Below are 25910 nucleotides of genomic sequence, written 5' to 3' on the forward strand. Positions count from 1 at the left end.
TCTTACGATGCTGGTATTTTCATGATAAATGATAAAGATCTCTCCACTTGGCAGACGTTCCGTCGCCTCTGGCCGATGATCAATCCTTTTAAAACCGGTCTGTTTGTAGCCGCTATTGCGTTAATTTTAAACGCCGCCGGGGATACATTGATGCTGTCCTTGCTAAAACCGCTTTTAGACGATGGTTTTGGTAAGACTGATAGCCGAGTTTTACTCTGGATGCCTCTTGCCGTGATTGGATTGATGCTTATGCGTGGTGTCACCGGCTTTGTTTCCAGCTATGGTATTTCTTGGGTATCTGGCATGGTGGTAATGCAGATGCGTCGTCGTCTGTTCGGTCATATGATGAGAATGCCTGTCGCTTTTTTTGACCAACAATCGACAGGGACTTTGCTTTCACGTATTACCTATGATTCTGAACAGGTTGCGTCCTCTTCCTCCAGTGCATTAGTGACTGTAGTGCGTGAAGGAGCATCAATCATTGGCCTGTTCATTCTGATGTTCTACTACAGTTGGCAACTTTCGTTGATTCTGATTGTGTTGGCACCGATAGTCTCTTTCGCTATTCGTCTGGTCTCCAAGCGGTTCCGTAATATCAGTAAAAACATGCAGAATACTATGGGGCAGGTGACCGCCAGTGCTGAACAAATGCTGAAAGGGCATAAGGAAGTGCTGATTTTTGGTGGTCAGGATGTAGAAACAGAGCGTTTCAACGTCGTCAGTAACCACATGCGCCAACAGGGGATGAAGTTGGTTTCCGCCTCTTCCATTTCCGATCCTATTATTCAGTTGATTGCGTCATTAGCATTGGCATTTGTGTTGTTTGCAGCGAGTTTCCCGAGTGTAATGGAAACTCTGACCGCGGGGACGATTACCGTTGTGTTCTCATCAATGATTGCTCTGATGCGTCCACTTAAATCGCTGACTAACGTGAATGCCCAGTTCCAGCGCGGTATGGCGGCCTGCCAGACACTCTTTTCTATCCTCGATATGGAACAGGAAAAAGACACGGGTATTCGTCAGATGGACCGAGCTAAAGGAGACATCGAATTTTGTAACGTCACTTTTAGTTATCCTGGCCGTGAAAGCCCGGCGCTACGTAACATCAATCTGGGTATTTCTGAAGGTAAAACAGTCGCACTGGTTGGGCGTTCTGGTTCTGGTAAGTCGACAATCGCCAACCTGCTAACGCGTTTCTACGACGTGCAGGAAGGTAGGATCCTGCTGGATGGCCACGATCTGCGTGAGTACAAGCTTTCCTCACTACGCGATCAGATTGCATTGGTTTCACAGAACGTTCACCTGTTTAACGACACTATTGCCAACAATATTGCCTATGCACGCGAGCATCAATACAGCCGGGAGGAGATAGAAAAAGCCGCAGAAATGGCCTATACCATGGATTTCGTTGACAAAATGGAGAATGGTCTTGATACGATGATTGGCGAAAATGGTGTGATGCTTTCTGGTGGACAACGTCAACGCATTGCTATCGCCCGTGCATTGTTACGAGACTGCCCAATTTTGATCCTGGATGAAGCAACTTCAGCCTTGGATACTGAATCTGAACGAGCCATTCAGGCAGCATTAGACGAATTACAGAAAAATCGAACCTCTTTGGTTATTGCGCATCGTCTATCGACAATTGAAAAAGCTGATGAAATCTTTGTGATTGAAGACGGACGCATCGTTGAGCGTGGTCGCCATGCTGCGCTTATAGAACAAAGAGGTGCCTATGCACAACTTCACCGTATGCAGTTTGGTCAGTGATGATAGAGCGCATCTGGTCCGGTAGCTCTCCCCTGTATCTGTTGCTCTTGCCACTCTCTTGGCTGTATGGCCTGGTGAGTGGGATTATCAGATTCAGTTACCGTTGTGGCTTGCGTAAAAGTTGGCGAGCGCCTGTTCCTGTGGTTGTTGTCGGAAATTTGACCGCGGGAGGGAATGGTAAAACACCAATGGTGATTTGGTTGGTTGAGCAGCTACAGCGTCGTGGTTACCGTGTGGGCGTAGTTTCCAGAGGGTATGGTGGTAAATCAGCGGTATATCCTCTGGTGCTGAATATGCAGACGACAACGCAGCAGGCAGGTGATGAACCCGTACTGATTTACCAGCGTACGGGTGCGCAAGTAGCAATTGCACCGAGGCGGATCGAAGCCGTTCAGGCTCTGTTCAAACAGGGTGAGCTTGATGTGGTCATTACGGACGATGGGCTCCAGCACTATGCTTTACAACGTGACTTTGAGTTGGTGGTGATTGATGGAGTGCGCCGTTTTGGCAACGGTTGGTGGTTACCCGCTGGTCCGATGCGCGAACGTGCTGCGCGGCTGAATACGGTAGACGCCTGCGTAGCGAATGGCGGTGTCGCTCAAGTTGGTGAGATCCCCATGAAGTTGCAGGCGCAGGATGCGGTGAATTTAGCGAGTGGTGAGCGTCGTCCAGTTATCGAATTACCCCGTGTTGTTGCAATGGCAGGAATTGGCCATCCCCCACGTTTTTTTTCTACGCTGGAGAAGTTAGGGGTTGAGGCCGAGCGTGAGGTATCTTTCGCCGATCACCAGGCATATAGCTCATCTCAATTGACCGCATTGGTAGAGCAAGGGCAAACCTTGCTGATGACCGAGAAAGATGCGGTAAAATGTCGCGATTTTGCTCAGCCTGATTGGTGGTATCTGCCAGTTGAAGCAGTTATTCCCGCCGAACAGGCCGAGCAGTTATTGCTAAAGATTGTGAAGCTGATCAAATGAGCAGAGTGTCGAGCATACGCAACCCTAAAGCTTGTGCACAAGTTTGCAGTGAGCGTTGTTGCGTTTGTTGGTACAGTTCGATTTCATCGATCACCTCCGTTTCTAACGCGTGTTCAAACGCGGCACGGCTTGACGTTTGCTCGTACTGCGTATGATGGGCGTTTCCTAGATTGGATCGGAAGATCCCCGCTGCACTAACTGGTAGGAAGTCTTCATATACCAATGGTTGGAAACGAATGTAGTCCAGAACAATAAGTTGTTCGAGAGTACAGTGCTTATCTAGCGTGTCTTTGGCTGCTAGCCCACGTTCTGTAGGAAAATAGCGGAACCAGGCCAGTTGTTGCTCACGTAAGGAATCATAGTCATCAGGAAAAGCGCGGAAGTTGTCATTCAACAACTGGTAGTATTGTGAGGCATTACTTTCAGTTGCGGGGACTTGTAACTGATCATTGGTCGCCTGTAATAAACGATCGTATAGCAATCTCCCTTTTGGTGTCAGGGCTACCCCTCGTTGTTCAATTTCTCCAAAGCGGGCAGTATGATGTCCTGCAACTTGATGGCCGTTTGGTTCAATAAATGCCACATCTTCTTCTAATGCCTTAAAACTGGTTTGACGCAGTAGAATAGGACAATTACGTGCTGGAGGTCCTTCAATAATCGCTTTGGGGATAATTCCTCGGCCTGGCATCGCTGATTGAACGCGGTCAATATCCAGTGTCCTTGGTGTCAAATGATTAATATGTGGCCCTTTGAACGCCACAATGTCTGCAACCAAACGGTGTTGAGCATTTAATTGCTGGTATTCGCTGGCACTCACCGTGGCTAAACTGTGCCAGCGGAAGGTTTCGAGTGCTTGTGTGACAAATTCCTGCGCCTGAGAGGTTTTTAACCCTCCCTGTGTTTCGTGCAATATAATCAGTTCTAGAACACGTTCAGTGAAAATGTTGCGGCGAGAGAGTAACTGTTGTGCCAGCGTACGTAATGTTTCATTTTCAATCAATTCAAGTCGTAACAAAGAGGTAAACACTCTGAAAGGACTGACTTGCAGGTCGGTTTCGTGTACAGCCCTGAATGCTGTTGAGTGGACAGGGACTCCAGCCGTGGTCAGATCGTAGTAGCCAACTGGCGACATGCCCATAACATTAAATAGCCGTCGTAAATTTTTTAACTCTTTTGCAGTGCCGACTCTTATAGCGCCATGTCGTTCCATGGTTAATCGATTAATCTCTCCAGTAGTTTGCAATCTGTGAGCCAGTGCAGCATCTTCATGCAGTACCTGTCGATTAGTCTCTGCAACCAATTCGAGCAATGTACCGTATAGTGGTACCTCCTTTTGATACATGGACGACAGCGCCTGAGAAAATTTGGCACGTATTTTATTTGGTGAGACGAAATACTGGGCGTTCATGCAACGGGTTCCTTAACTCAATAAAATCTGAAAAATGCGACTATTGACACGTTAACCGCCGAGGCTGTGCTTTTGTTGAAGTTCGATGACTTCTTACCATTGTTCATCAATGATGTTTATTTCCTGTTGGTGGATCCCGCGTAATAACGCAATGGTTACATACCGTGCTTTTGACTTTAGTTTAGTCAGATTAATTATGATTTGTTATCGATTAGCTAATAATATTAGTGTCTTATGTGTTAACTCTCATTCGATAATGCTGCTACTAGCGGTGAAGAATTGGTGAGTTTCGATAAAAAATGTGATAAATGTCTTGTATTAATGTTCGATTTGTGAGTTAATGCATCTCGGCCTGTGATGCAGACCTATTTATGTTTGAGTTTAGATTTAAGCAGTTCCTCGTAAAACGTTATCTTCTGATTCCGCTTCAAAGACGAACCTTCTAAGTGCCTCCCATAAGTAATGCTTCTAAAAGCGGCCAAATTGCCATATGGCAGGTTTTGTAAATATATTTTAAGGTAAAAGTAATGTCTAAGAAGATGGGTCAGGTAAAGTGGTTCAACGAAAGCAAAGGTTTTGGTTTCATTGAACAACAAGACGGCGGCAAAGATGTATTTGTACATTTCTCCGCTATCATGACCGAAGGTTTCAAAACTCTGGCTGAAGGCCAGCGTGTTGAATACACCATTCAGGACAGCCCGCGTGGGCCGGCTGCCGCTAACGTTGTTGCTCTGTAAACCAACAGGGGATAGCGTAGAAGAGAACTTGATACAACCATAATGATGCGGTTACGCTGATTTATTGCGGAAGATATTAAGTTCAACAAGCCCGCCTTAGTGCGGGTTTTTAATTTTTTGCTCATGAGAGGTTTGTTACGAGAAACTTTAGGATGGGCTGGTAGCATCCAACAACAAACAAAAAAAATGTTGTTAGGGATGCTCAAGTGATAGGAGTTTAGTTATGTTTAAGAATAAAAATACTGTGTTAAAAATGGGCCGTGTGAAGTGGTTTGACCAAGCTGAAGGCTATGGTTTTATTTCACCGGTTGATGGTAGTGACGAAATTTACGTTAGCCGCCGAGCTATCGCCAATACCAAGATTAAATCGTTAAACGAAGGTCAGGACGTTGAGTTCTCGATCTATCGCAGCTCTCATGGACTGTCCGCGGCAGACGTTATCGCGTTCTGACCCAACTCTTCCTCGCCAGTGCCGGTGCCGTCACCTCCTTGCACTGGCGAAGAAAAATTCTTCGATATCCTCTATCATCTTGCCATTGTTCCATACCCTTGGATATCCGGATGAAAACACCGGTTATTTCGCTTCCTTCTGCGCGTTTTCTGCATCTTGCCACTCAAGGGCTACTCATCCCAATCAAACGTAAAACTTGTCCTAACGATGTTGTCACGATGTGATTGCTACAAATCGACACCATCAGTGTGGTAGCGCGTAGCCCTTATCTAGTGTTATTTAGACGTTTGGGTGACTATCAGCCAGAATGGTTAGAACAATCTTTAGCTACACGTAGGTTATTTGAATATTGGCTATCGTCTGGAATGCTATACACCGAAAGCAAAGCGCAAATTTGGCTATTTCACTCTGCCGTTATTACAACGGGGTGAAGTGATAGGACGGATTGATGCAAAAATGCATAGTAAGCAGGGCATTTTTGAGATTATCAGTTTTCACCTCGAACCTAAGGTCAAATTGAACAAGCAGCGTTGTCAGGATGGTTTGGCAGGCGATAACTCGTACAGCAAAGTGGCATGGCGCTCGGCAAATCTCGCAGGGAAATTTACCGACTCAACTGGTGAATGAGTGGGGGAAAGGTTGGTTGGTGGAGTAAGGAATGACATCGTCAGCGTGAGTAGGGTAAATTACTGAGGTCACAGACCAGACAAATCAGGCGGTGATTAACCTCCTCAATGGCGTTATGCTATCCTGACGAAATTCACTGATGATAATTCTTCCCTTGGAGGAAGCATGGATCACCGTTTACTCGAGATCGTTGCCTGCCCTGTATGCAACGGAAAACTGTATTTCAATAAACAAAACCAGGAACTGGTCTGTAAATTGGACGGCCTGGCCTATCCATTGCGCGATGGTATTCCGGTGTTACTGGAAAATGAAGCGCGTTCACTCTCACTTGACGAGAAGCACGCATGAGTTTTATTGCTATCATCCCTGCGCGTTACGCTTCTACCCGGTTGCCTGGCAAACCGTTAGCGGATATTCACGGTAAACCCATGGTAGTGCATGTGATGGAACGTGCGCGTGAATCAGGTGCCTCTCGCGTTATCGTAGCCACCGATCATCCCGATGTTGCCAAAGCGGTGGAAGCGGCGGGCGGAGAGGTCTGTATGACCAGTTCTGAACATCACTCAGGCACTGAACGCTTGGCTGAAGTGATCGAAAAATGCGGCTTTTCAGATGATGAAATCATCGTCAATGTGCAAGGCGATGAACCCTTGATTCCCCATGTAATTGTACGTCAGGTGGCAGAAAACCTTGCCGCCAGTAATGTGGGCATGGCTACACTGGCTGTACCGATTGACACTGCTGAAGAGGCTTTTAACCCCAATGCGGTAAAAGTGGTAATGGATGCGCAAGGCTACGCGCTCTATTTTTCGCGTGCGACTATTCCGTGGGATCGTGAACGCTTTGCCCAGTCTAAAGAAAACATTGGTAACAGCTTACTGCGACATATCGGTATCTATGCTTATCGAGCAGGATTCATCCGCCGTTACGTTAGCTGGCAGCCAAGTCAATTGGAACAGATCGAATTGTTAGAGCAGCTACGTGTTCTGTGGTACGGAGAAAAAATTCACGTCGCTGTGGCGCATGCCATTCCTAGTGTCGGCGTGGATACTCCCGAAGACCTGCAACGTGTGCGTGAAAGTATCAAACACTGAGGTACTACACAACCTAAGCCGGAGCTGAGTTTGGTGCTCCGGTCATTTCATTCCCAGCCCTTATCCCTTTTTTGATCTGCGTTGAAGAATTTTTCTGCACTTCGTTTGATGATGTAGCGGTTTTCCTTAACTTGGAGGTTTCGTCCAATGGAACAGTTGCGTGCTGAATTGAGTATTGTGCTGGGGGAGTCAATCAGTCGCCTGGAGCGCGTCAGTGAACAACCTTATGCCCACATGTACTCGCTTTACGATAAGCAGAACCATGCAATTCCGTTAATGGCGAAAAGCTTTGTTTGTGAGGGGATAGCTCAACAGGAAGCTTACAAGCTTTCTATGCTGGCGCGCGAGGGGGATATTCGTCTGCCTACGGTTTTGGGTATGGTCTCTACCCGTCAAGAGCCCTACTATGAAATTTTGTTGATCGAGCGTCTGCGAGGGGTTTCGGTTGAGGCTCCTACGCGTACTGCAGGGCGCTGGGATATCTTGATGGATCAGGTTATCGATGGGGTGCTGGCTTGGCATCGCATCGATAGTCATGGGTGTGTTGGCACAGTTGACAACACCCAAGAAAATGACTGGTTCAACTGGTACCAACAGCGGATCGAGGTGCTATGGTCAACTTTGAATAATCTTAACTCCCCGCTGTTGACCATGGCGGATCGCCGTTTGCTGTATCGAACAAAGGAGATGCTGGGCGATTTTTTTGACGATTTTGACGATCCTTGTGTGTTGGTACACGGTAATCTTTCCTTACGCAGTATGCTGAAAGATGCTAAAACCGATCAATTGCTGGCGATGCTTAACCCAGGCATGATGTTGTGGGCACCTAGGGAGTACGAGCTTTTTAGACTTTGTGAAGCGGGAATGTCCGACCAACTACTCTTTCGTTATTTACAGCGTGCGCCGGTAGCGGAATCTTTCCTTTCGCGTCGTTGGTTGTATGTTGTGTGGGAAATAGTCGCCAAGATGACCCATACTGGCCAACTGGATCGTGAACTATTCGATCAGGCATCAAAGCAACTAGTGCCCTGGCTCGCGCAATAATTCCCGGCTATATCCGTCGTTCTTCAAGCTGCAGCGGCGTTGGTTGAGTTACTCGACACGTCTTAGAGACTTATCCCTCAGGGGGCAGCGCAAACACTGTTCAAAAACGCATTGCGTTTTGTCCGTAACTTGACGCTACTTGGGTATCGTTTTTTCCTGTTTGCTTTTCAATCGTTGCCAAATGCCGCCAAGGGTTTCATATACCGCCCGTTCGCTGTGTCCAAGGAACATGGGAGAGGGCATCACTTTCTCCCAGATGTTTAATGGGGAACTGATCGCCAACTGGTTCGCGGGAGCAGGGATTGGATGTAATCCCTGCACTTCGAAAAAGCCCATGGCGCGTGGCATATGGTTAGCGGATGTAACCAGAATAAAAGGCTTTTGCTCAACTAACTCAGCAACCTCTGCCGCTTCTTGCTCGGTATCCAACGGGCGATCCAGAGTGATGATGTCTCTGCGTGGTACGCCTAGGCTTTCAGCAACCCGTGCTGCAGTAGCGGCGTTGCTTATGGTGCTTGCTCCTCGGCCTCCGGTAAAGACCATTTTGCTGCCAGGGTGTGAAAGATATAACCTGACACCTTCTGTGACCCTAGGCAGGCTATTGTCGAGCAGGTTTGAACTGGGCGCCCAATCGGGGTTAAAAGTATAAATTCCACCTAATACCACGATATAATCTACCTGTGTGTTGCCACGATAGGTCACATAGTCTGATTCAAGTGGTCGTAGCAGGCGGTCTGATACAGGTTGCAAGCTCAGCAGGAGCAAAAGCAGCCAACTCAGGCTCAATATGACTTTGCCGCTTTTCTGCCAGCGGGTAAACCATAGCAATAGTAAAGCTAGCCCCATCAGTAACAACAGCGCGGGCAATGGCATCATCAGGTTACCGATGAACTTTTTTAGGTTGAAAAGTATCAAAAATCAGGTCCTTTTGGGCGAAAAAACGACACATGGGCGCAATTAGGCCGCAAGAAGATTTATTCTAAGCCAGTCTGTGCCAAAATAGCAGGTTTGAATGGGCAAGCGATTTGCCGTAAGCCAAAAGAGATTAAGCGGAGCCGTTGCCCATGCAGGATCGTAACTTTGACGATATTGCTGAGAAATTTGCGCGTAATATTTACGGCACGACCAAAGGTAAAATCCGTCAGGCTGTGGTCTGGCAGGATCTGACTTTCCTCTTGGCGATGTTGCCACAAAGGCCTCTGCGTATTTTGGATGCCGGTGGTGGCGAAGGGCATATGGCCTGTCAATTAGCAGAATTAGGCCATCAAGTCTTGTTGTGCGATCTTTCCAGTGAGATGATCCAGCGTGCTGCGTTACTGGCAGAGCAGAAAGGTGTGAGCCAGAACATGCAATTCATACAAAGTTCTGCACAAGAGATAAGCCAACACTTGGAACAGCCTGTTGATCTGATATTGTTCCACGCGGTGTTAGAGTGGATCGCGGAACCACAGGTTGCACTACAGGCTCTGTACAACTGTTTGTTGCCTGGCGGCGCACTTTCACTGATGTTTTTTAATGCCAATGGTCTTTTGATGCGCAATGTCGTTTTGGGGAATTTCCAATTGGTTGCGCCCGAGGTTAGAAGGCGTCGAAAGCGCTCTCTGTCGCCACAGTACCCACATAATCCACCGCAAGTTTACAGTTGGTTGGAACAGATGGGGATGCAGATTTCAGGGAAAACCGGCGTGAGGGTTTTCCATGATTATCTGCAAAGCAGGCAATTACAGACACAAAAATTTGAAGAGTTACTGGCGCTTGAACAACACTATTGCCGGCAAGAACCCTACGTGAGTTTGGGGCGTTACATTCACGTTATGGCGCATAAACCAAACCTGAAGGACGAACTATGAGTGACATTTCCCAGACAGTCCCCGAACTGGTCGCCTGGGCACGGAAAAATGACTTCTCTATTTCGCTCCCCACAGAGCGTCTCGCTTTTTTGCTGGCCATAGCCACACTAAATGGTGAGCGCCTAGATGGTGAGATGAGCGAAGGTGAGCTGGTTGATGCATTTCGCCATGTCAGCAAAGGGTTTGAACAGACGAATGAAACAGTGGCGAACCGTGCTAATAATGCGATAAACGACATGGTACGCCAGCGCCTTTTGAATCGTTTTACCAGCGAATTAGCCGATGGAAATGCGATTTATCGACTGACGCCGCTGGGTATTGGTATTACAGATTATTACATTCGCCAGCGTGAGTTTTCTACACTGCGCCTTTCAATGCAGTTGTCCATTGTGGCTGAAGAGTTGAAACGTGCCGCAGATGCAGCTGAAGAAGGCGGCGATGACTACCATTGGCATCGCAATGTTTTTGCACCACTAAAGTACTCGGTGGCAGAGATCTTCGACAGTATTGATCTTACTCAGCGGTTAATGGATGAACAGCAGCAGAGTGTGAAAGAGGATATCGCTGCACTGCTCAACAAGGATTGGCGTGCGGCGATCTCCAGCTGTGAGATGCTGCTGTCGGAAACGTCAGTCACGTTGCGTGAGCTACAGGATACGCTTGAGGCTGCAGGTGATAAACTTCAGGCCAACCTGTTACGTATCCAGGATGCCACACTGGGTGGGATGGAGCTGGGTTTTGTTGACAAGTTGGTGTTCGACCTGCAAAGCAAACTCGATCGCATCATCAGTTGGGGACAACAGGCGATTGATCTGTGGATCGGTTATGATCGCCACGTGCATAAGTTTATTCGCACTGCGATCGACATGGATAAAAACCGGGTATTTGCTCAACGTCTGCGTCAGTCCGTGCAAAATTATTTCGAAAGCCCTTGGAGCCTAACTCATGCTAATGCTGACCGTCTACTCGACATGCGTGACGAGGAACTGGCGTTACGCAGTGAGGAAGTTACCGGGGAATTACCTCCTGACCTTGAGTTTGAAGAGTTCAGTGAAATCCGTGAACAGTTGGCTGCCATGATCGAACAAGCGTTAAAGATTTATCAGGAACAAAAAATGCCACTCGATCTTGGGGCGGTGATGCGCGACTATCTGGCACAATATCCGCGAGTGCGTCATTTTGACGTTGCACGCATAGTGGTCGACCAGGCAGTGCGCCTTGGTGTGGCCGAAGCCGATTTTTCAGGGTTGCCGGCAAAATGGCAGGCAATCAATGATTACGGAGCCAAGGTACAGGCCCATGTCATCGACAAATATTGAACAAGTAATGCCAGTCAAGCTGGCCAAGGCATTGTCTAACACACTATTTCCTGCGTTAGATAGCCAATTGCGGGCAGGTCGTCACATCGGTATTGATGAGTTGGACAACCATGCTTTCTTAATGGACTTCCAAGATGAGTTGGAAGATTTTTATGCTCGCTATAGCGTCGAGCTGATCCGCGCGCCGGAAGGATTCTTTTACCTGCGCCCTCGCTCCACCACATTGATCCCACGTTCTGTACTTTCCGAATTGGATATGATGGTTGGCAAGATCCTCTGTTACCTCTATCTCAGCCCGGAGCGTCTCGCCCACGAAGGCATCTTCAGCCAGCAAGAGTTGTATGAAGAACTGTTGAGCCTGGCGGATGAGAACAAGTTGTTGAAGTTTGTTAACCAGCGCTCTACTGGTTCGGATCTGGATCGCCAGAAGCTACATGAAAAAGTACGTTCCTCACTCAATCGCCTGCGCCGCCTGGGCATGTTGTACTTCATGGGTAATGACAGTAGCAAGTTCCGCATCACTGAAGCGGTATTCCGTTTTGGCGCTGATGTGCGTAGCGGCGACGATCCGCGTGAAGCACAGTTACGCATGATCCGTGACGGTGAGGCGATGCCGGTTGAAAACAGTCTGTCACTGAATGATGACATTGATGCGCAAGCAGATATCACTAATGACAGTGCAGAGGATGAACAGGAATGATTGAACGCGGTAAATTTCGCTCGCTGACACTGGTTAACTGGAACGGCTTTTTTGCCCGAACCTTCGATTTGGATGAATTGGTTACGACGCTTTCAGGCGGTAATGGGGCAGGTAAGTCCACCACCATGGCGGCGTTTGTTACCGCGCTCATTCCAGACCTTACACTGTTACACTTCCGTAATACTACTGAAGCAGGTGCTACCAGTGGTTCGCGCGACAAAGGCTTACACGGTAAATTGCGTGCGGGAGTCTGTTATTCTACGTTGGATGTGGTCAATTCGCGTCATCAACGCGTGGTTGTTGGCGTGCGCTTGCAACAGGTTGCCGGCCGTGATCGTAAAGTTGATATCAAGCCCTTCACTATTCAAGGTCTGCCGACCTCAGTGCAGCCAACAGAGTTGTTAACTCAAACTGTGGGTGAACGTCAGGCACGGGTGCTTTCGCTACAAGAATTGAAAGAGCGTGTTGAAGAGATGGAGGGGGTGCAGTTCAAGCAGTTCAACTCCATTACTGATTACCATGCTTTGATGTTTGATTTGGGGGTGATCCCCAAACGCCTACGCTCTTCTGCTGACCGAAGTAAATTCTATCGTCTGATCGAAGCTTCCCTGTATGGTGGTATTTCTAGCGCCATTACCCGCTCACTGCGTGATTACCTGTTGCCAGAAAATAGCGGTGTACGTAAAGCCTTTCAGGACATGGAGGCTGCACTGCGCGAGAATCGCATGACACTGGAAGCGATACGTGTGACCCAATCCGATCGCGATCTGTTCAAGCATTTGATTTCTGAAGCCACATCCTATGTGGCGGCAGATTATATGCGCCATGCGAATGAACGTCGTATTCATCTCGACAGTGCTTTGGTATTGCGCAGTGATTTACTGGGTAGCCGTAAGCTATTGGCTGCAGATCAGCTACGCCACGTTGAAATGGCGCGGGAGTTGGCAGAACAGAGCGCAGCTGAATCCGATCTGGAAACCGACTACCAGGCTGCCAGCGATCACCTGAATCTGGTACAGACCGCTATGCGCCAGCAGGAGAAAATTGAGCGCTATGAAGGTGATCTGGAAGAGCTGACCTATCGTCTGGAAGAACAGAATGAGATAGTGGCTGAGGCAGGTGAACAGCAGGCAGAGCACGAAGCGCGTGCCGAAGCCGCAGAACTTGAAGTTGATGAGTTGAAAAGCCAACTTGCCGATTATCAACAGGCTCTGGACGTGCAACAGACGCGTGCTATTCAGTATCAGCAGGCCCTTCAGGCGCTTGAGCGTGCTCGTGCATTGTGTCAAGTGCCTGAGCTTACCGCTGAGAATGCAGAAGAGTGGCTAGATACCTTCCGAGCGCGTGAACAAGAGGCGACAGAATCGCTGTTGATGCTGGAGCAAAAACTGAGTGTTGCCGATGCGGCTCACAATCAGTTTGAACAAGCTTACCAGCTGGTGGTTAAAATTGCAGGCGCAGTAAGCCGCAGTGAGGCTTGGCAAACCGCGCGTGAATTGTTACGTGATTGGCCTTCGCAACAACACCAGGCTGAGCGTGTGCAGCCTTTACGGATGCGTTTGAGCGAGCTGGAGCAGCGCTTGCATGCCCAACAGGATGCTGAGCGGCTCCTGCAGGAGTTTTGTAAACGCCATGGACAATCTTATCAACCTGATGAGCTTGATGTTTTGCTTCAGGAACTTGAGGAACGCTTGGAGTCACTATCGCAAAGCGTCAGCGAAGCTGGTGAACGCCGAATGGAAATGCGCCAGGAACTGGAACAGATCCAACAGCGTATTAAAGAACTGACAGCGCGTGCACCTATTTGGCTATCCGCCCAGGATTCGCTGAGCCAACTCAGTGAACAAAGCGGTGAAACTTTCGAAGATAGCCAGCAAGTGACTGAGTACATGCAGCAACTGCTTGAGCGAGAGCGTGAGACGACAGTTGAACGTGACGAAGTTGCTGCCCGTAAGCGTGAAGTTGAAGCGCAAATTGAGCGTTTGAGCCAGCCGAGTGGTGCAGAGGATCAGCGTCTTGTGACCTTGGCCGAACGCTTCGGTGGTGTGCTGTTGTCGGAAATCTATGACGACGTAACCATTGATGATGCCCCCTATTTCTCTGCGTTATATGGCCCTTCGCGCCATGCGATAGTCGTGCCTGATTTGTCGCTGATACGTGAAATGCTCGAAGGATTGGAGGATTGCCCTGAAGATCTCTATCTGATCGAAGGCGATCCACAGTCGTTCGATGACAGCGTATTTGCTGTTGAAGAGCAAGAAAAAGCGGTAGTTGTGAAAATTGCCGATCGCCAGTGGCGCTATTCGCGTTATCCAGAAGTACCATTATTTGGCCGCGCGGCGCGTGAAAATCGGCTGGAAGTGCTTTATGCGGAACGCGACTCATTGGCTGAACGCTACGCGACTCTGTCATTTGACGTACAGAAAACCCAGCGTTCTCATCAGGCTTTTAGCCGTTTTATCGGTACTCACCTTGCTGTGGTGTTTGACGCGGACCCTGAAGCTGAAATCCGTGCCATGAATACCCGCCGTGGTGAAATCGAACGTGCGCTTAATGCGCATGAGGCACAAAACCAGCAGCAGCGTCAGCAGTATGAGCAGTCGAAAGAGGGGATTTCTGCCCTTAACCGCTTGATGCCGCTAGTCTCACTGTTAAATGACGAAACGTTGTCAGAGCGTGTTGAAGAAATTCGAGAGGAAATGGAAGAGGCGCAGGATGCGGCGCGTTATATCCAGCAGCACGGTGTTTCTTTAGCCAAACTGGAACCGTGGCTTTCGGTTCTGCAAAGCGACCCAGAGCAGCATGAGCAGTTACAACAGGATTATGTACAAGCGCAGGCAGCCCAGCGTCAAGCCAAGCAACAGACTTTTTCTTTGACGGAAGTCGTCCAACGTCGAGCACACTTCAGCTACACAGACTCTGCTGGTATGCAGAATGCTGATAACGATCTTAACGACAAACTGCGCCAGCGCTTGGAGCATGCGGAGGCGGAACGTACTAGAGCTCGTGAACAACTGCGGCAATATCAGACCCAGTTTACTCAATACAGCCAAGTGTTGGCATCACTGAAAAGCTCTTTTGAAGCCAAACGGGATATGTTGAAAGAGCTGCGTCAGGAACTGGTAGACATTGGCGTTCAGGCAGACGTCAATGCTGAAGCTCGTGCACGAGCACGTCGCGATGAGCTTCATACCTCACTGAGTAATAACCGTTCTCGCCGCAATCAACTTGAGAAACAGTTGACCTTCTGTGAAGCTGAAATGGATGGCCTGCAGAAAAAATTGCGTAAGCTGGAACGCGATTATTACCAACTGCGCGAACAGGTAGTCACTGCTAAGGCGGGGTGGTGCATGGTGATGCGACTGGTGAAAGACAATGGTGTCGAACGTCGCCTGCATCGTCGCGAACTCGCCTATATGGACGGTGATGAACTGCGGTCCATGTCGGATAAAGCACTGGGTGCATTGCGTTTGGCGGTAGCGGATAATGAGCATTTACGTGATATATTGCGCCTGTCGGAAGATCCTAAGCGGCCCGAACGTAAAATCCAGTTCTATATTGCGGTGTATCAACACCTGCGTGAACGTATCCGTCAGGACATTATCCGCACTGATGACCCGGTTGAAGCCATCGAACAGATGGAGATTGAACTAGCCCGATTGACCGAAGAGTTGACTGCACGTGAGCAGAAACTGGCTATAAGTTCGAAGAGTGTGGCAAACATTATTCGCAAGACGATTCTACGTGAGCAAAACCGTATTCGTATGTTGAACCAAGGGCTGCAAGCGGTTTCATTCGGTCAGGTGAAAAGCGTGCGTTTGAATGTAAACGTACGCGAAGCGCATGCGACATTGCTGGATGTGCTTTCTGAACAGCAGGAACAACATCAGGATCTCTTCAACAGTAACCGTTTGACTTTCTCCGAAGCCTTGGCCAAGTTATATCAGCGACTGAACCCACAGATTGATATGGGCCAACGGACACCGCAGACCATCGGCGAAGAACTGCTGGATTATCGTAACTATCTTGAGTTGGAAGTGGAGGTGTTCCGCGGGGCTGATGGTTGGCTGCGTGCGGAAAGTGGCGCTTTGTCCACAGGAGAGGCGATCGGTACTGGTATGTCGATTCTGGTAATGGTAGTACAGAGCTGGGAGGAAGAGTCACGTCGTTTGCGCGGTAAAGATATTTCCCCTTGCCGCCTGTTATTCCTGGATGAAGCGGCGCGTTTGGATGCAAAATCCATTGCTACACTATTCGAGTTGTGTGATCGTTTGGAAATGCAGTTGATTATTGCCGCACCAGAAAATATCAGCCCAGAGAAAGGCACCACCTATAAACTGGTGCGTAAAGTGTTCCAGAATCATGAACATGTGCACGTTGTGGGCCTGCGTGGTTTTGCTAGTGAGCTACCAGCGTCGAGCACAGTAGCGTTTGAAACACCACAAGCCTGAATTAAATACCCTATTAACCTAAAAGTAGCCGCCCTGTGGTGGCTACTTTTTTGTACTACGAGGATGGGAGGCTTGTTTTTTACCAGTGGGGTTACTGGTCGAGAAATGGATTGAGCAGTTGGTCGCGGTGACGCAAAAGCACCATTCTGTTTGTATACTAAAACTAGTTAATAGCTTTGTAGTATTTTTCGTGAGCCTACAGGGGGCAAGGGATGTTGCTTAAAAATGGAAACTCAGTTCGACGTTTGGCATTAAGTTGTGCGATCGCTTGTGGTTTTGCCGCGCCGTTTTCTGTATGGGCAACTGTACCGACGTTATCGGTAGCGTCATCCTCTTCCAACATGTCTGTTGTGCAGAGTCGTGATACTTTACTTGAGGCGCTGCCGAAAAGCGTTGTGCCGCATTATATTTCTACCTTGGCATCGCTGTATGCTTCGAACCAGATGCAACCGATGTGGCAAGACCACGAAGCCGTTCTGCAATTTCAGCAGCAACTTGCCGAACTGGCTATTTCAGGTGTACAACCACAATTTACACAATGGGTAAAATGGTTGACGGACCCAGCAATTACCGATAAGGCGCGAGATATCGTGTTGTCTGATGCCATGCTGGGTTACTTGCAGTTTGTCTCATCTATTAGCGCCAATGGAAATAACTGGTTGTATAATAATGTTCCGTACAAGTTAAGCATTCCGGCCTATACGGTTATTAATCAGTGGCAACTTGCGGTTCATCAAGGCAAGACACTGGCCTATATTAATTCGTTGGCTCCACAGCATCCTCAATATGAAAAAATGCACCAGGTGCTTCGTGAGATGTTGGCTGATTCACGTCCTTGGCCTCAATTGCTCAGTGATACCAGCCTGCGTCCAGGTCAACTCAGTGACGATATTCCTGCTCTGCGTGAGATCCTTACGCGCACCGGTATGTTAGCTGCAACACCTGCGGTAGCGCCTCGCACTTCAGAACCTGATGAGGCCAACGTTGTGGCAGCAGGGCCTGCCGTTGAAGACGACCTTTCGGTAGATGAAGAAAAAAATCGAGTTACGTCCGGTGCGGTTGTTAGTCCATCAGCAATCCCGATTAAGGACGTTCTTCCTGCTGCACCGGAAGCACCCTTGCCGCCTCAGCCAGCCAGTCATGTTTCGGTGACGGACAATCGTTATACCGATGATTTGGTGGAAGGCGTCAAACGCTTCCAGACTTGGCAGGGATTAACACCAGACGGTGTTATAGGTCCGAGAACGCGTGAGTGGATGAACGTTTCTCCACAAATACGTGCATCGCTGTTGGCGTTAAATATTCAGCGGCTGCGGATTTTACCTGGCCATGTTGATACTGGCATTATGGTTAACATCCCTAATTACTCGTTAACTTATTACCTAAACGGCAATGAGGTGCTATCTTCACGGGTGATCGTTGGGCGTCCTAGCCGCAAAACTCCCTTAATGAGTAGCGCGCTGAATAATGTGGTTGTTAACCCGCCGTGGAACGTGCCAACCAAACTGATACGCGAAGATATCGCACCCAAGGCGAGGCACGATGCTGGTTATTTTCAAAGGCATGGTTATCGTGTGTTTTCTGATTGGAGCAATGGTGCAGAAGTTATCGATCCTTCAATGATTGACTGGAATGTGATTTCTCCACGTAATTTTCCTTATCGGATCCAACAAGCACCAGGAGCAAGTAATTCGCTGGGGCGTTTCAAATTCAATATGCCAAGTTCTGATGCTATCTATTTGCACGATACCCCAAACCATGGTTTGTTCCAAAAGGATATTCGTGCGTTGAGCTCTGGCTGCGTGCGTGTCAACAAAGCTTCTGATTTAGCCAATATGTTGCTTCAGGATGCTGGCTGGAATAATGCTCGTTTATCTTCAACCCTGAAAGAGGGCAACACGACGTATGTAAATGTTCGTCAACATATCCCAGTCCAGCTTTATTATCTGACAGCCTGGGTTGCTGAGGATGGCAAGCCACAGTTTCGTACAGATATTTACGATTATGATCTCACTGTGAGGTCAGGTTTACAAATCTTGGCTCAGGCTGAGAAATTGATGAAAAAAATGTAGTCATTCCATATAGCATAGAAGATTAAATGTCGGGCTCTAGCAGCCCGTTTTCAGCGAGTGCGAGTCAGTCTAAGCACATCATGGGTTGACTCAGAATACGCAGACGGTTATTGTTCAACAAGTGCGCAAATTTTTGCACGTTCTTTGATTTTCTTGCTGGATTTAAAAGTACCATGGATAAAATCGATTTTCACCGCCGTAAATGGCTTACGCTAGGTAGCGCTGTCATGGGTATCGCGCTGCTCCCAAGGCCGTCGCTCGCCAGTCTTTCTACTGCTCGCCCTCGTATTTTGGTGCTAAATAATTTGAATACTGGTGAGTCTATCAAAGCCGAGTTTTTTGACGGCAGAGGTTACAATAGAGAAGAGTTGGCCCGTTTGAACTATCTTTTCCGTGACTACCGTGCTAACAAGACAAAGACTATTGACCCGCGTTTGTTTGAGCATCTCTATCGCCTGCAAGGGTTGCTTGGAACCACTAAACCGGTGCAGTTGATCTCTGGCTATCGCTCCATTGACACTAATAACGAAATGCGTGAGCACAAACGTGGGGTGGCCAAAAAGAGTTATCACACCAAAGGTCAGGCAATGGATTTCCATATCGAAGGTATCCAATTGAATAATATCCGTAAGGCAGCGTTAAAAATGCGTGCGGGTGGTGTAGGATATTATCCACGTAGTAATTTTGTGCATATCGATACCGGACCTGTGCGGACCTGGTAATTATTGTGTACCCCCGTGAGTGAACAACACCACGCTTTATGAGTGTGGTGTTGTTGTGGTTGGAGCTTTATGAACTATCATATTATTCCTGTAACGGCGTTTAGCCAAAATTGCACGCTTATCTGGTGCGATAACACAAAGCAGGCTGCGTTGGTTGATCCTGGCGGAGACCCTGAAAAACTGAAGACACAAGTTGCTGAGAAAGGTGTGCAGATCAGCCAGATCCTGCTCACGCATGGTCATCTTGATCATGTCGGCGCAGCCGCTGAAATGGCGGAATATTATCAGGTACCGATCTACGGACCGCACAAAGAAGATGCTTTCTGGCTTGAAGGTTTACCAGCTCAAAGCCGTATGTTTGGGCTTGAAGAATGTTTACCTGTTACACCAACACAATGGCTGGATGAAGGGGATTCGCTGCAGATTGGGGATGTATTACTGCGAGTGCTGCATTGTCCTGGTCATACGCCAGGGCATGTTGTATTTATCAACGAAAAAGTGCGTTTAGCCTTGGTTGGTGATGTTTTATTTAGCGGTGGAGTGGGTCGTAGCGATTTTCCTCGCGGCAATCACCAGGCCCTGATCAATTCGATTCAGACAAAACTGCTGCCTCAGGGCGATGATATAGCCTTTATTCCGGGGCATGGTCCTATGTCTACTTTTGGCATTGAGCGTCAAAACAACCCTTTCCTGCGTGAATGATCCGTTCCCAGGTAACAGGGTACGGACGTTAGAAAACTAAAAGGGGCGCATTAACGCCCCTTTTCAATAAATGTCGTTCAATTTACAGGACGGCAACGATGGCTTCACATAGTGGTGCCATGTTGTCTAGGGTCATGCCTGCTACGTTAATACGGCCAGAATTGACGGCATAAACGCCAAACTCATCGCGCAGACGTAGAACTTGCTCTTTGGTCAACCCGCTGAAAGAGAACATGCCGTTCTGATTTATGATGAAACTGAAGTCTTGTTTTGCACCTTTCTCTTGCAGAGTGTTAACAAACAACTGACGCATACGATGGATACGTTGGCGCATATCGGTCAGTTCCTGCTCCCAAATAGCGCGTAGCGCTTCGTTACCAAGAATGGTTGCAACCACCGCGGCTCCGTGAGAAGGAGGATTAGAGTAGTTGGCACGAATAGCCGCTTTGACCTGACTGAAAGCACGATCGGCATTTTCTGCATCAGTTGCAACTACGGTACAGGCACCGACACGTTCATTATATAGACCAAAATTCTTGGAGTAGGAACTGGCAACGATCAGTTCTTTGTGTTTTGCTGCAAAGATGCGTAGGCCCTGAGCATCTTCTTCCAGGCCTTTGGCAAAGCCTTGATACGCAAAGTCGAACAACGGTAGCCAACCATTAGTGACAGACAGTTCAGCCAACTGTGTCCATTGTTCTTCAGTTGGATCGATACCGGTAGGGTTGTGACAGCAGCCATGGAATAACACTACATCACCAGCCTGAGCTTCTTTCAGGCTATTCAACAGACCGTTGAAGTCTAACGAGTGGTTTTCGGCATCGTAATAGGCATATTCTAGAACTTCCAAGCCAACGGCACCAAATACGTTCTTATGGTTTGGCCAGCTAGGGTTACTGATCCAGATGCGTTTGGCTTTGGTCTGGTTGGCAATAAAGTCTGCCGCGACCCGCAAGCCGCCTGTACCGCCAGGCGTTTGTGCAGTACGCGCACGTTTATTGGTAATGATAGGGCTTTGCTTACCGAACAATAGTTCTTGCGTACAATTGGCAAACTCGGGGATACCTTCGATGCCGAGATAGTTCTTGGTACTTTCATTTTCCAGCAACCACTGCTCAGCTTTTTTTACGCTGGTCAGTACCGGTGTTTTACCGGTTTCGTCTTTATAGACGCCTATCCCTAAGTTGATTTTATTCGGGCGGTCATCCGCGCGGAAAATGTCAGTCAGACCCAAAATTGGATCGGCAGGTGCAGCGATGATTTTTTCAAACATGTCAAATGCTTCCATGGCCTAGAGTTAAGCAGACAGAAGCATCAGGGTAGCGCCAGTTGTTGCTTTTGCCAACAGTTTGTAAGAAAAAGACATCGATCTAGTTATAGTGGCAGATTAGGCACAAAAAATGATGGGGAACAGGCGTTTTGCAGGATAAAAAAATGGTACATAAAATGAAAAAACAGGGCGGAGGCCCTGTTTTTTCACCAGCTGAATGACGACAAATCGTCATTCAGCCCAACAACTTAGAACTGGTAAACCAGACCGGTGGCTACGATATTGTCAGTAGCGATACCGTTAGCTTTGTAGAAGTCAGAGTCGTTTTCGTTCAACAGGTTGATTTTATAATCAACATAGGTAGACATATTTTTGTTGAAGGAATAAGTAGCGCCAACATCAATGTATTTAACCAGGTCTTTATCGTTGCCATAAACGGTGTTCAGATCCTTACCTTTAGACTGCAGGTAAGCGATTGATGGACGCAGGCCAAAGTCGAACTGGTACTGTGCTACAACTTCAATGTTCTGGGTTTTGTTCGCCACATTGAAAGGACTGTTTTTGTCACCATATGGCGTCATGTTGCGAGTCTCTGCATACATGGTTGCCAAGTAAACGTTGTTAGCATCGTATTTAGCGCCAACGGTCCATGCATCGGCAACATTACCACCTGCAGTCGACAAATCTTTCTGACCAACAGTACGGTTGGAAGAAGAGTATGCTGCACCTAAGCTAATGCCGGTGTCCATAATTGCATAGGTGGATGAAACACCGACACCGTCACCGTTTTGCTCTTTCAGCTTACGGCCTTCGCTTTCATTTTTGCCTTGGTACTGCAGGGCAAAGTTCAAGCCATCTACCATGCCGAAGAAGTTTTTATTACGGTAAGTAGCAACACCGTTTGCACGCTGAGTCATGAAGTTGTCGGTTTTGGTGTAAGTATCAGCACCAAACTCTGGCAGTAAATCTGTCCAGCTCTCAACATCATACAGTACGCCATAGTTGCGACCGTAGTCGACTGAACCGTAATCAGCAAACTTCAGACCAGCGAAGCCCAGACGAGTTTTGCTGCCTTCGGTGCCTTGAGATTCTGCGTGATTAGCAGCAAAGTTATATTCCCACTGGCCGTAACCGGTCAGTTCGCTATTAATTTGAGTTTCACCTTTGAAGCCGAAACGAACATAGGACTTGTCGCCATTATCGCCATCGTTGTTAGAGAAGTAATGCAACCCAGCAGCTTTACCGTAAACATCCAGTTTATTGCCGTCTTTGTTGTAGATTTCTGCTGCGTTTGCTGCACTAGCTGCTAATAGAGCTGGGATTACTACTGCAAGAATATTGCGCTTCATCATTATTATTACCCTCATTGTGTTATTCGGACACCTTGCCACTGCCGCCAATAATTCTTTTGGAACTATTATTGATAGATTGGTGTCGTCCTGTGTCTGCACGCAGTGTTCCACTCACGAGCAGGTTAATCTAGAGCGAAAATGATACTAATGTCGTATTTGAGTTTCAGGAAGAAACTATATGTTACAATTTGTAAATTGTAGGGAACTTTGTGACATTGGTCAATAATAAAAAACGCTAAAGGCCAGCTAAGCTGGCCTTTAAATTTATAGAATGGTGACTTAAAAGTTGTTCTAATTTATTGATTAGAAGCTTGCATTACGTGGTGTGCGTGGGAATGGGATAACATCACGAACGTTTTGCACCCCGGTTACATAAGCAATCAAACGCTCAAAGCCTAGGCCAAACCCTGAATGTGGTACGGTGCCGTAACGACGGAGGTCACGATACCACCAATAATCCTCTTTGTTCAGGCCCATTTCTTGCAAACGTTGGTCGAGTACGTCGAGACGTTCCTCACGCTGTGAACCACCGATAATTTCACCAATGCCGGGTGCCAGAACGTCCATTGCTGCTACGGTTTTGCCGTCTTCGTTCATACGCATATAAAAGGCTTTGATATCTTTAGGATAGTTTTTGACGACCACTGGTGCCTTGAAGTGTTTTTCTGCAAGGTAACGCTCATGTTCAGATGAAAGATCAATACCCCAAGAAACCGGGTTCTCGAAGGTTTGACCAGAAGCAAGCAGGATATTGACGGCTTCTGTATAGTCGACCTGAGCAAAATCGGAAGACACAAAACGTTTCAGTCGTTCAATCGCATCTTTATCTACGCGTTCAGCGAAGAATTGCAGATCATCAGCACGTTCATCAAGCACTGCTTGGAACACATACTTCAGCATACTCTCAGCCAGATTGGCAACATCGTCCAGGGTCGCGAAGGCGACTTCTGGTTCGACCATCCAAAATTCTGCCAGATGGCGACTTGTGTTAGAGTTTTCGGCACGGAAGGTTGGGCCAAAGGTGTAGACTTTAGACAGTGCGCAGGCATAGGTTTCGCCATTTAGTTGACCAGATACGGTCAAAAAGGCTTCTTTCCCAAAGAAATCCTGGCTGAAATCGACATTACCTTTATCGGTGCGTGGCAGGTTTTCCATGTCTAATGTGGACACGCGGAACATTTCGCCAGCACCTTCAGTATCAGAAGCCGTGATCAGTGGAGTGGAAACCCAGAAATACCCGTTTTCATGAAAGAACCGGTGAATTGCCTGCGCCAGTGTGTGGCGAACACGTGCTACTGCACCGATCAGGTTGGTGCGAGGGCGCAGGTGGGCTACCTCTCTCAGATATTCAATGCTGTGGCGTTTAGCCGCCATCGGGTAGGTATCGGGATCGTCAACCCAACCGACAACATTGACTGAAGTTGCCTGCAGTTCGAAACTCTGGCCTTCGCCTGGAGATGCCACCACTGTACCGGTAATTTCAACAGAACAGCCCGTTGTCAGGTGCAGAACTTCATCCTGATAATTCGGCAGAGAATGGTTAACGACGGCCTGTAACGGATCAAAGCAGGAACCGTCATAAACGGCGAGGAAGGAGATACCGGCTTTAGAATCTCTCCGGGTACGTACCCAGCCGCGCACGGTGACTTCACTGCCAACCCTGGCACGACCTTGCAGTACGTCGACTACAGGCACTACGCTCATAGATTTCTCTCTTGTAAGTTTTGGTTCAGAAATGGCCATAACCCGTCATTTTCAAGCTGTAGCATTGTTATCTGCACTCGTCCCTGCCATTAAACAGAATCAAGTATTAGAGCAAGAATGAACAGGCTGCGTGGCAACAACTTGAAATCCATAGGGGATAACAACCCAAGAATTTGGGGATAATGCTATGTTACTTGCCGCGTTGCAGAGCACAAGCAGAAATCGCCAGAATTGCACAACATTTATCGCTAGAGAAGAAGCCGTGTACACCCTGATTGCAGAAGTCAGGCACGTCGGATAGTACTTACTGTGTTCCCACAGCTTGAAAAATTCAGGGTATCTTTGATGCATGCGTATAATAGTAGAAAGAAAATAGAGAAGCCGGTTTTTGGGAGGGTAACCGGCTTGAGCCATTAACTGGCTTTCTTCACCAATGGCAGGTCGAAAGCCTTACGCAATGCTTTTACAAAAGCTTGGTCATGACAGATGGTTTTGCCAGGGCTATCAGAAAGTTTGGCAACCGGTTTACCGTTACATTCCACTAGTTTGATGACGATGTTCAATGGGTTGATACCGGGAATATCGCAGGTGAGACGTGTACCGATACCGAAGACAAGATTGATGCGCCGATCAAAATGACGATACAGTGTTAATGCTTTATCCAGATCCAGATTGTCCGAAAAAACCAACGTTTTGCTCGTTGGGTCAATCCCCAGTTTCTGGTAGTGAGCGATGGCTTTTTCACCCCATTCGAATGGATCGCCAGAATCATGCCGTAACCCCTGATAACGTTGGGCAAATTGGATGCCAAAATCACGTAAAAATGCATCCATAGTAATACAATCGGTGAGTGCGACACCTAGCAGGTCGGGGTATTCATCAAGCCAAGCTTGAAGTGCTGCAAGTTGGCTATTGGCTAGTACCGGGCTAATTTGCTGATGTGCTTGGAACCATTCATGAGCTTGAGTGCCAACAGGAGCCAGTGCTAACTGATGTGCTAAATCGTAGTTGCTGGTGCCAACCAGATAAGGGAATTCATTTTTCAGGGTACTGACGATAGCGTGTTGTACTTCTTTTGAAAAGCGGCGACGGGTACCAAAGTCCATCAGTTTGAAGCGCGATATATCAAGGTTCGCACTGGCCTGTTTGAATTGTGCGAGCTTGCTGCGCAACTGGTTTATGGCCATTTCTGGTGTTGCCTGTGGCGAGCGGTGGCGATGCACCACCTCACTGATCACGGCAAGCAAAGGCACTTCCCACATGATCACTTCGCACCAACGACCGGCGGTGTGGATTTGTAGTATACCGTCGTGATTTTCTATTCTGACTTGCTGTGGGTCGTAACGGAAATCACGCAACCAGTTAAGGTAATCCTGATGAAAGAAAGGCAGACCGGAAAGATAGTCGAATTCGGCTTCAGTTAGCGTCAGTTGCCCCATCGAGGCCACCTGTGCACGGATCTCGTCGACATACTCGCCCAGCAGTTCGTTGCCGCGGCAACGGAATTCTGCCGCAACCGTAACTGCGGGGTAGCGATGGAACACTGCTTGCTGCATATGAAGCTTATAGGCATCAGTATCAAGCAATGAAGTCAAAATCGGGGAAGCGTATAGAGTCATATCGCGTTACAGCATCCTCGTCAGGCACTTGTCCAAATCCG

General features: G+C 48.0%; 20 protein-coding genes and 1 pseudogene. 15 read left to right on the forward strand and 6 right to left on the reverse strand.

Annotation, left to right across the window (positions count from 1 at the left end; all coding sequences use genetic code 11):
• Positions 1 to 21: 21 nt before the first annotated feature.
• Both msbA and lpxK read left to right on the forward strand, forming a co-directional pair.
• Positions 22 to 1770: a lipid A ABC transporter ATP-binding protein/permease MsbA gene (gene msbA, locus OK023_RS05925; RefSeq protein ID WP_317695851.1), complete on the forward strand. Its 1749-nt coding sequence runs from the start codon at positions 22 to 24 to the stop codon at positions 1768 to 1770.
• Entirely contained in the window at positions 1770 to 2747 is a 978-nt protein-coding gene (gene lpxK / locus OK023_RS05930; RefSeq protein WP_317697515.1) for a tetraacyldisaccharide 4'-kinase, read from the forward strand. Before msbA ends, lpxK begins: the two co-directional genes overlap by 1 nt.
• Here the strand turns inward: lpxK and OK023_RS05935 are convergent.
• Positions 2740 to 4155, reverse strand: a complete 1416-nt coding sequence (locus tag OK023_RS05935) for a VOC family protein (protein ID WP_317695853.1) — start codon at positions 4153 to 4155, stop codon at positions 2740 to 2742. The genes lpxK and OK023_RS05935 overlap by 8 nt on opposite strands.
• Before the next feature lie 527 nt (positions 4156 to 4682).
• Here OK023_RS05935 and OK023_RS05940 point away from each other — a divergent pair.
• The 6 genes and pseudogenes from OK023_RS05940 to OK023_RS05965 all read left to right on the forward strand — a co-directional run bounded on the left by OK023_RS05940 (position 4683) and on the right by OK023_RS05965 (position 8108).
• A complete protein-coding gene (locus OK023_RS05940) occupies positions 4683 to 4892 on the forward strand; it encodes a cold shock domain-containing protein (protein WP_317695855.1) in 210 nt (69 codons plus the stop codon).
• Between the two features lie 223 nt (positions 4893 to 5115).
• Complete coding sequence (locus OK023_RS05945) at positions 5116 to 5343, forward strand: cold-shock protein (RefSeq protein ID WP_317695858.1); 228 nt, start codon at positions 5116 to 5118, stop codon at positions 5341 to 5343.
• 110 nt (positions 5344 to 5453) lie between these two features.
• Positions 5454 to 5998, forward strand: a pseudogene (locus OK023_RS05950) (DNA glycosylase AlkZ-like family protein).
• Positions 5999 to 6135: 137 nt separating this feature from the next.
• Positions 6136 to 6318 carry a Trm112 family protein gene (locus OK023_RS05955; RefSeq protein ID WP_317695860.1) on the forward strand — a complete coding sequence of 61 codons (183 nt, stop codon included), beginning with the start codon at positions 6136 to 6138 and terminating at the stop codon, positions 6316 to 6318.
• Positions 6315 to 7064, forward strand: a complete 750-nt coding sequence (gene kdsB, locus OK023_RS05960; protein WP_317695862.1) for a 3-deoxy-manno-octulosonate cytidylyltransferase — start codon at positions 6315 to 6317, stop codon at positions 7062 to 7064. Before OK023_RS05955 ends, kdsB begins: the two co-directional genes overlap by 4 nt.
• Positions 7065 to 7211: 147 nt before the next feature.
• Entirely contained in the window at positions 7212 to 8108 is an 897-nt protein-coding gene (locus OK023_RS05965; protein WP_317695864.1) for a YcbJ family phosphotransferase, read from the forward strand.
• Positions 8109 to 8243: 135 nt separating this feature from the next.
• On the opposite strand, the gene elyC is transcribed toward OK023_RS05965, so the two are convergent.
• Positions 8244 to 9020 (reverse strand): envelope biogenesis factor ElyC, encoded by a 777-nt coding sequence (elyC, locus tag OK023_RS05970; protein ID WP_317697518.1) that lies wholly within the window; start codon positions 9018 to 9020, stop codon positions 8244 to 8246.
• 152 nt (positions 9021 to 9172) lie between these two features.
• Between elyC and cmoM the strand changes: the two genes are divergently transcribed.
• The 7 genes from cmoM (at position 9173) to OK023_RS06005 (ending at position 19924) form a co-directional block, all read left to right on the forward strand.
• Positions 9173 to 9958: a tRNA uridine 5-oxyacetic acid(34) methyltransferase CmoM gene (gene cmoM / locus OK023_RS05975; RefSeq protein WP_317695866.1), complete on the forward strand. Its 786-nt coding sequence runs from the start codon at positions 9173 to 9175 to the stop codon at positions 9956 to 9958.
• Positions 9955 to 11277 carry a chromosome partition protein MukF gene (mukF, locus tag OK023_RS05980; protein ID WP_317695868.1) on the forward strand — a complete coding sequence of 441 codons (1323 nt, stop codon included), beginning with the start codon at positions 9955 to 9957 and terminating at the stop codon, positions 11275 to 11277. Before cmoM ends, mukF begins: the two co-directional genes overlap by 4 nt.
• The gene (gene mukE, locus OK023_RS05985) at positions 11258 to 11977 is read left to right on the forward strand and encodes a chromosome partition protein MukE (RefSeq protein WP_317695870.1); all 720 of its coding nucleotides are present in this window, start codon (positions 11258 to 11260) and stop codon (positions 11975 to 11977) included. The genes mukF and mukE overlap by 20 nt, the downstream gene beginning before the upstream one ends.
• Positions 11974 to 16428 carry a chromosome partition protein MukB gene (gene mukB / locus OK023_RS05990; protein WP_317695872.1) on the forward strand — a complete coding sequence of 1485 codons (4455 nt, stop codon included), beginning with the start codon at positions 11974 to 11976 and terminating at the stop codon, positions 16426 to 16428. Before mukE ends, mukB begins: the two co-directional genes overlap by 4 nt.
• Before the next feature lie 212 nt (positions 16429 to 16640).
• Positions 16641 to 18500, forward strand: coding sequence for a L,D-transpeptidase (gene ldtD / locus OK023_RS05995; protein ID WP_317695874.1), 1860 nt, complete (start codon positions 16641 to 16643; stop codon positions 18498 to 18500).
• Positions 18501 to 18673: 173 nt separating this feature from the next.
• On the forward strand, positions 18674 to 19222 hold the full coding sequence (locus OK023_RS06000; RefSeq protein WP_317695876.1) for a YcbK family protein: 549 nt from the start codon (positions 18674 to 18676) through the stop codon (positions 19220 to 19222).
• A gap of 69 nt (positions 19223 to 19291) precedes the next feature.
• Entirely contained in the window at positions 19292 to 19924 is a 633-nt protein-coding gene (locus OK023_RS06005; RefSeq protein ID WP_317695879.1) for an MBL fold metallo-hydrolase, read from the forward strand.
• An 82-nt stretch (positions 19925 to 20006) separates the two neighbouring features.
• On the opposite strand, the gene OK023_RS06010 is transcribed toward OK023_RS06005, so the two are convergent.
• The 4 genes from OK023_RS06010 to pncB form a co-directional block, all read right to left on the reverse strand.
• Complete coding sequence (locus OK023_RS06010) at positions 20007 to 21197, reverse strand: amino acid aminotransferase (RefSeq protein ID WP_317695882.1); 1191 nt, start codon at positions 21195 to 21197, stop codon at positions 20007 to 20009.
• A 245-nt stretch (positions 21198 to 21442) separates the two neighbouring features.
• Positions 21443 to 22546 carry a porin OmpC gene (gene ompC / locus OK023_RS06015; RefSeq protein ID WP_317695887.1) on the reverse strand — a complete coding sequence of 368 codons (1104 nt, stop codon included), beginning with the start codon at positions 22544 to 22546 and terminating at the stop codon, positions 21443 to 21445.
• A gap of 303 nt (positions 22547 to 22849) precedes the next feature.
• Positions 22850 to 24250 carry an asparagine--tRNA ligase gene (asnS, locus tag OK023_RS06020; protein WP_317695889.1) on the reverse strand — a complete coding sequence of 467 codons (1401 nt, stop codon included), beginning with the start codon at positions 24248 to 24250 and terminating at the stop codon, positions 22850 to 22852.
• Positions 24251 to 24663: 413 nt separating this feature from the next.
• Entirely contained in the window at positions 24664 to 25869 is a 1206-nt protein-coding gene (gene pncB / locus OK023_RS06025) for a nicotinate phosphoribosyltransferase (protein WP_317695892.1), read from the reverse strand.
• Positions 25870 to 25910: the final 41 nt, after the last annotated feature.

The sequence above is a fragment of the Serratia sp. UGAL515B_01 genome, from assembly GCF_033095805.1.
Classification (GTDB): domain Bacteria; phylum Pseudomonadota; class Gammaproteobacteria; order Enterobacterales; family Enterobacteriaceae; genus Chania.